Consider the following 6,742-nt stretch of genomic DNA (forward strand, 5'->3'; position numbering starts at 1 on the left):
CATATGAATCTTTCTAATGAGTTGTTTTGTCGCTTTTCATTATAGATCTTATGGGACTTTTTTTCTACAACAAAATAGGCTCCATAATATCCATAGGGGATTTACCCACTACAAATATTATAGAGCCGTTTTTTCTTATGCTTAGAATGGCAATTTTCCAGCGAAAGCACTCAATTTTTTCTTGGTAGTTTCATCGATTTGTTCAAGAGCAGAGTTGATGGCTTGAACAGTCATATCTGAAAGAGTTTCAAGGTCTTCAGGGTCAACGACAGCTGGATTGAAGTCAATGCTGACAACTTTCTTATCTCCAGTTAAGGTCGCTTGAACAAGGTCTTGAGCAGATTTGCCAACAAATTGCATAGCAGCAAGTTCAGCTTGGTTTTGTTCCATTTGTTTTTGAAGTTTTTGTGCTTGACGCATCATGTTTTGCATGTTCATCATGGTGATATATAGTTTCCTTTTCCAATTATTTTCCTTTTTATTTTATCAATTTTAGACTTAAAAGTCTAATCTTTTTCAGAGTGAATTCATCAAGTATCGATAGGGATGTAGATGGAATAAAAAGATAGGATAGATATTCTAAGAGCATAAGAATATTTATCCTATATGTGTTGATGAAATGTTACCAGATGTTTTATGAGCTAGTTTAAGGGTGTACTAACACTATTCTACCTTGTAGAAAAATCCATCAGTGTCGCCATTGATAAGTTGTTGTCCAGACCATAAGCGGTCTTGTGTGATATCAGATGAGTCGGTATAGCCATTATCTGTAGAAGAGGTGACAGACATAGTTATAGGGATTCCTGCTGGTAAAAAGGCAATAGCTGCACCAGCACCTCCATCTTTAGAAACAGAATTTGCCTTAAGATAGTGGTCAATTTCTTTAGCATGTTCAATTGAAATTTTGGACTTATCACTTACTAAACCATTTTTGTCGAAAGTAAATTCAATACCTGAACGATTCCTCCAAGTTCCTGAGACACTAGAAAAATCCCCATTTTGAATTGCAGAAATATCCATCCCTTTGCTTTCTGACGGAAGGCTAGTTTCTCCATTTATGAGACTTGTGACAGACTTCCAAGAGAAAGATCTTATATCAAGGGAAGGTGGTTTTGTCCCCAGTCCCTCTTCTGTATCTGATTCGCTAATTAACTCTAACCGTGTTCCATCCTGATTTAACTTGTATAGTTTAACTTGGATTTGATTAGTAGATACACGGGTAGATAATTGGAAATAGCCATTTTCTAAAGGATTAAAATGTACTCGCTCTCCAATAAAGTCCAGATTGTTTTCTGCATTGGTCAGTCGAATAACTTCCCCATTTTTAAGAGTTCGAATATCTAATAAATCGTAATAGTTAGAATACGTTTTTAGAGCAATCAAAAGTTCGTCCGTACCGTCTTGGTCTAAATCATACAAGCTATACTGTAATCCAGAATATTCGTTAGGATAACCATTTTTTAAGTTTGCTTTTGAATTGAGCTCTTTAGGTGAAGCTGAGGAACCATCTAATACTTTGGCATATTCTTTAAGGACAGTATTGTATAGGGTGTAATCTGTTTTCTTCACTTCAGATGTAGAAGAAGTTGAACTAGTACTGGAAGCAGTCGCTTCAGAACTTGATGAGGAAGTGTTTTCAGTCTGAGGTTTGCAGGCCGTTAAAAGCAAACTTGCAAGGCAGAGAGTAGTTAGAGATATGAATTTTTTCATAAGAATCAAGTTTCTCCTTCATAAGATATTTATTAACTTACATTTTATCAACATTATACATAAATGTCTATATCTTGTAAGTGAACTTTAATAGTTTAAACATTAAATTTTCTGAAAATTTAATGAAAAATGAGTGAAAACATGCTATAATGAAACGTAAAATTAATTCAGGTTTCCTGAACCGATAGGAGTATACAATGAAAAAACTAGGTTTTGTCCTTTTATCTTCAGCCTTGCTATTGACAGCTTGTGCTACTAACCAAGCTAAGCCAAGCAATACGAGTGATTCATCAAAGGTGACAGTCTTGTCTGAAGACAAGCAGAAAATGCTTGATAAGGCCACTGCTGACTATAAGACTTTTGTGCAAGAGCAAATCGATAAACTGTTGATAGATACAGAAGGTTTTGTCAAACTGTTGAAAGAAGGCAAATTAGAAGAAGCTAAGAAGGTTTATCCATTGATTCGTATGTCCTATGAGCGTTCAGAACCGATTGCCGAGAGTTTTGGTGAGTCAGATGTCAAGATTGACTTCCGTTTGGCAGACTACATGGACGAAAACAAGACAGAAGAAGGTTGGTCAGGTTTCCACCGTATCGAGCGTATCCTTTGGGAAGACAATACAACTAAAGGAACTGAAAGCTACGGCGATCAGTTGGTAAATGATATCAAAGAATTGAAAGCCAAGATTGCAACTGTGGATGTGGACTATAAGGTTATGTTGACTGGGGCAGTCGACTTGCTTAATGAAGTGGCAACAAGTAAGATTACAGGTGAAGAGGAAATTTATTCTCACACAGACTTGTATGATTTCCGTGCCAATATTGAGGGAGCTGAGAAGATTTTCCAACTCTTTAAACCTTTACTTGAAAAATCAGACGCTAACCTAGTTAAAGAATTGGAAGCAGACTTCAAGTCTGTCAATGATTTGTTGGACAAACACATGACCGACAAGGAACACTACAAACTCTATACTGATTTGACAAAAGAAGACACCAAAGAATTGTCAGAGGCCGTGACAAAACTTGGTGAACCTCTATCACAAATGGGTAAATTTCTTAGTGGAGAATAAGAGTCATGACTGAAAAAGACGAAAAGTTTTTTGAGAAGAAAATGGACCGTCGAGAATTTCTAAAAAAAGCAGGTATTGGAGGGGCTGGTTTAGCGCTAGGCCTCTCTGGTGCTTCTGCTTTTTTCGCACCTAAGCTAGGAAGTCAGGAAAAAATCTCGTACGGAAATGAAAAAAATTGCTTTTTATGGCAAGCATCAAGCTGGAATTAGTACGCCCATGCAAAAGAATATCTATTTTGTTGTCTTGGATTTGCATACGACGGATAGAGATAAGATTATCCAGCTATTCAAGGATTGGACAGATTATAGTACCAAGTTGGTTGAGGGGGAACTGGTCAAAAAAGATGGCCAGAATACTCTCTTGCCTCCAAGCGATACTGGTGAGACAGTTGGGCTCAACCCTCATCGTTTGACGCTGACTTTTGGTGTGTCTGCAAGTTTCTTGAAAAAGATGAACTTGGAAAACAAGCGTCCTCAAGTGTTCAGGGATTTACCGCCTTTTCCTAAAGAGCAATTGCGTGAAAAATATACAGGTGGAGATATTGTGATTCAGGCTTGTGCAGATGATGAGCAAGTTGCCTTTCATGCTATTCGCAATCTCATCCGTAAGGGGAGAAGTGCAGTGACCCTTCGTTGGAGTCAGTCTGGTTTTGCAGCTATCGGAGATCGAATGGAGACTCCGCGTAATCTCTTTGGTTTTAAGGATGGAACAGCAAATCCAACCAAGGAGAAAGATTTTGACCGCGTCATCTGGGCTGATAGTAAGGACTGGATGGAAAATGGTTCTTATATGGCAGTTCGTCGGATTCAGATGTTTTTAGAGACCTGGGATCGCACTAGTCTTGAAGAACAAGAAAATACCTTTGGCCGTTATAAGGAAAGTGGTGCCCCCTTTGGTAAGAAAAATGAGTTTGATGAAGTGGATTTGAATCTTCTGCCTGATGATTCGCATGTTCGTTTGGCTAAGGAAGTGGACAAGCCACTTTTGCGTCGTTCTTATTCTTACTCAGATGGGATTGATGAAAAGACTGGCCAGTTTGATACGGGCTTGCTCTTCATTTCTTTCCAGAAGGATCCTGATAACTTTGTTAAGGTTCAAACCAATCTAGGTGCTACAGATAAGATGAATGAATACATCACTCACATCGGTAGTGGACTATTTGCTTGCTTTGGTGGTGTGGAGAAAGGAGGCTACATTGGTCAGAAATTATTGGAAGGCTAAAAGATGGTTCTTGGTTTTAGCTTTGTCACTTTTAATTCTTTCCCCAGTAGGTGCCCAAGAAAGCTTGAGTTCTTACTTTGTAAAAATCACAGATGCTTCTAAAGCTGTCAAAAATGGAAATCAGGCTGTGGCCCAGAAACTTGTTACAGAGATGGCATCAGACTTTGAAAGAGTAGAAGATAGCAATTCAGAGGCTGGTAAGGTTGTCAAGGAAAAGCTAGCTCAATCAGGCGAGATTACTGAAGACAAACTCACCGAACTTTCTTCAGCCTTATTAGCCTTTGAAAAAGAACAAAATCCTGTTGACTTAGATGCGGAGAAAGAAAAATTGGTGAACCGTCTAAGTCCTCGTTTTGAAGCCTTGGAACAGGCTATTGCCTCCAAAGATTTGGAAAAGGTCCGAGAAGCTTTTAAGAAAATGAATTCCACTTGGACTATCAATGAAAGTGTGGTTCGTGACAATAGTACGGTCCATTATGGACGTGTTGAAACAGCTATTTCCTTCCTGCGTAGTAGCATAGAAACCGAACCTACAGATTTTAACTCGATTCAGACTTCCTTTGAGGACTTAAAAAAGGCTATTGATGATTTTGTAACTGGAAAAGAAGTTGCAGAAGCATCTTCTGATTTAAGTCTTAAAGATGTTATTGCTCTTTTGAAGAAGGCTTTGGAACAATTCCAAGCTGGTGATCAAGCATCAGGATCAGCTAGCATGAAGGAATTTATTACTATCTGGCCAACGATTGAAGGTTCTGTGAGCACGACCAATCCTTCCCTCTATACTCGAGTGGAAAGCGAAAGCCCTGTGATTATGGTCAAGGGAAGTGAGAAGGACTACCAAGAAAAATTAGAAAAACTGATTGCAGATTTATCACAAATTGATACCAGTGCACGTTACAATGCCTTTGATGCTATGCTCATTCTCCTAAGAGAAGGAGTAGAGGCTCTCTTAATCGTTATGGCCTTGGTAACGACCTTGAAAGCAGCCAAGATGCGAAAAGGGCTCAAGTGGGTTTATGGTGGTGCTATCACAGGGATCATGGACAGTCTGGTCATTGCTTTCATCCTGCAAATTGCCTTTCCAGCAGTGACATCAGGCTCTAATCGTGAAATCATCGAAGGAGCAGTGGGGATTTTTGCGGTAGCTATGATGATTTTGATTGGAATCTGGCTTCACAGCAAATCCTCAGTCAAAAAATGGAATACCTTTATGGAGTCACAAATGGAAACAGTGACTAAGACAGGCTCCTTTATTTCCATGTTTGCTCTCAGTTTTCTAGCTGTTTTCCGTGAGGGAGCAGAAACCATTCTCTTTTATATTGGGATTTTACCAAGGATTTCCAGCTTTGAATTTGTCTTGGGCATTTCACTTGCCTTGCTGGTTCTGGTAATTATTGCCGTTGTGATGAACAAGGCTAGTCAATTCTTCCTGCCACATAAGGTCTTCTTTATCCTGACTTGGATGATTTATGCCCTAGCCTTTAAGATGCTGGGAGTTAGTATCCATGCTCTTCAGTTGACCAATATGGCACCAAATCACTTAGTGACAGGCTTTCCAACAATTGACCTGCTTGGAATTTATCCAAGTTGGGAAAGCTTGGCCAGTCAGCTAATCTTTGTTGTTATTGTCTTGATTGTCACTTTCAGACAGGGTGAAAAATAAATGGATAGAAAAGAATTGACAATCGTGGAACATCTGGTAGAATTTAGAAAGAGATTATTGGCTGTAGTCATTTGTTTCTTTTTGGTATTCTGTGTCTCTCTGCTTTTTGCAGATCAGATTTACCAGTATGTGACCCAATCTTTTCAGCAAAAGTTGATTGTTTTAGGACCTAATGATATTTTATGGATTTACATACGTTTGGCTAGTCTGATGGCCTTTACCATCACCCTGCCTTACACAGTGTATCATATTTGGTCTTTCATCAAACCCGGCTTGAAGAAGGAAGAAGCTAGAGCTATTTTTGCCTATATTCCAGCTAGTTTCCTTTGTTTTCTGGTTGGATTAGCTTTTGGTTTTTACTTTGTAACACCAGCCTTACTTCAGGTTTTATTAGGGTTGGGAGAAGGTCTATTTGAAACGCAGTTAACCGCCCAAAATTATCTGTCCTTTGTTTTTCAAACTACCTTGCCCTTGGCTCTGATTTTTGAATTGCCAGTTATCATTGCCTTTTTGACGTCGATTGGACTCATTGGGCCAGAATTATTGATTGCTTATCGCCGATATGCTTATTTTATTTTATTGGTACTCGCAGTCATCTTAACACCAGCTGACTTTGTCAGTGATTTGGCAATGACTGCCCCCTTGATTTTACTTTATGAGTTGAGTATTGCTATCAGCAAACACATTATGAAACGCAAGCAGAAAGGAGAGAAAAATGGGAATCTTACGTGATATCGGAGCACCAGGATTGATTATCATCGTTTTAGGAGCTCTCTTGATTTTTGGACCAAAACGATTGCCTGAACTAGGTGAGTCAATCGGTAAAATGCTGCCTGAATTTAAAAAAGCAGTTAAAGGAACTGAAAATCAAGATAAGGAAGAGTAAGACTTGTGAGTTTTACTAAAAAGGCTCTTTGTCAACTGTAGCGTGTTGAAGAAAAACTAAGAACTAGAAAGGACAAATTTCGTCCTTTCTTTTTTGATGTTTAGAGCGATAAAAATCCTTTTTTTGAAGTTTTCAAAGTTTCGAAATCCAAAGGCATTGCGCTTGATAAGTTTGATGAGATTATTGGTCGCT

General features: G+C 38.7%; 7 protein-coding genes and 1 pseudogene. 5 read left to right on the forward strand and 3 right to left on the reverse strand.

What is annotated here, in order from left to right; translation table 11 throughout:
• Window positions 1-141: 141 nt before the first annotated feature.
• Both GEZ85_RS09485 and GEZ85_RS09490 read right to left on the reverse strand, forming a co-directional pair.
• The gene (locus tag GEZ85_RS09485; protein ID WP_153210138.1) at window positions 142-441 is read right to left on the reverse strand and encodes a YbaB/EbfC family nucleoid-associated protein; all 300 of its coding nucleotides are present in this window, start codon (window positions 439-441) and stop codon (window positions 142-144) included.
• A gap of 222 nt (window positions 442-663) precedes the next feature.
• Window positions 664-1,710, reverse strand: a complete 1,047-nt coding sequence (locus GEZ85_RS09490) for a DUF6287 domain-containing protein (protein ID WP_153210139.1) — start codon at window positions 1,708-1,710, stop codon at window positions 664-666.
• A gap of 197 nt (window positions 1,711-1,907) precedes the next feature.
• Between GEZ85_RS09490 and efeO the strand changes: the two genes are divergently transcribed.
• From efeO to GEZ85_RS09515, 5 genes and pseudogenes are all read left to right on the forward strand, one after another.
• On the forward strand, window positions 1,908-2,780 hold the full coding sequence (efeO, locus tag GEZ85_RS09495) for an iron uptake system protein EfeO (protein ID WP_153210140.1): 873 nt from the start codon (window positions 1,908-1,910) through the stop codon (window positions 2,778-2,780).
• 5 nt (window positions 2,781-2,785) lie between these two features.
• Window positions 2,786-4,001: pseudogene (gene efeB, locus GEZ85_RS09500) on the forward strand (iron uptake transporter deferrochelatase/peroxidase subunit).
• The gene (locus GEZ85_RS09505) at window positions 3,976-5,664 is read left to right on the forward strand and encodes an FTR1 family protein (protein WP_153210141.1); all 1,689 of its coding nucleotides are present in this window, start codon (window positions 3,976-3,978) and stop codon (window positions 5,662-5,664) included. Before efeB ends, GEZ85_RS09505 begins: the two are co-directional and overlap by 26 nt.
• Window positions 5,665-6,396 carry a twin-arginine translocase subunit TatC gene (gene tatC / locus GEZ85_RS09510; protein WP_153210142.1) on the forward strand — a complete coding sequence of 244 codons (732 nt, stop codon included), beginning with the start codon at window positions 5,665-5,667 and terminating at the stop codon, window positions 6,394-6,396. It begins immediately after the preceding gene.
• Window positions 6,380-6,550 carry a twin-arginine translocase TatA/TatE family subunit gene (locus GEZ85_RS09515; RefSeq protein WP_153210143.1) on the forward strand — a complete coding sequence of 57 codons (171 nt, stop codon included), beginning with the start codon at window positions 6,380-6,382 and terminating at the stop codon, window positions 6,548-6,550. Before tatC ends, GEZ85_RS09515 begins: the two co-directional genes overlap by 17 nt.
• Before the next feature lie 56 nt (window positions 6,551-6,606).
• Here the strand turns inward: GEZ85_RS09515 and GEZ85_RS09520 are convergent.
• On the reverse strand, window positions 6,607-6,742 hold a 136-nt coding region (locus GEZ85_RS09520), incomplete at its 5' end, for a transposase (RefSeq protein WP_194251551.1).

Origin of the sequence: Streptococcus mitis, from assembly GCF_009496205.1 — a bacterium.
GTDB lineage: Bacteria > Bacillota > Bacilli > Lactobacillales > Streptococcaceae > Streptococcus > Streptococcus mitis_BN.

Bases quoted from the DNA above. Each gene is read 5' to 3' on its own strand.
- GEZ85_RS09485 (WP_153210138.1), bottom strand. From the start codon at position 441: ATGATGAACATGCAAAACATGATGCGTCAAGCACAAAAACTTCAAAAA.
- GEZ85_RS09490 (WP_153210139.1), bottom strand. From the start codon at position 1,710: ATGAAAAAATTCATATCTCTAACTACTCTCTGCCTTGCAAGTTTGCTT.
- efeO (WP_153210140.1), top strand. From the start codon at position 1,908: ATGAAAAAACTAGGTTTTGTCCTTTTATCTTCAGCCTTGCTATTGACA.
- tatC (WP_153210142.1), top strand. From the start codon at position 5,665: ATGGATAGAAAAGAATTGACAATCGTGGAACATCTGGTAGAATTTAGA.
- GEZ85_RS09515 (WP_153210143.1), top strand. From the start codon at position 6,380: ATGGGAATCTTACGTGATATCGGAGCACCAGGATTGATTATCATCGTT.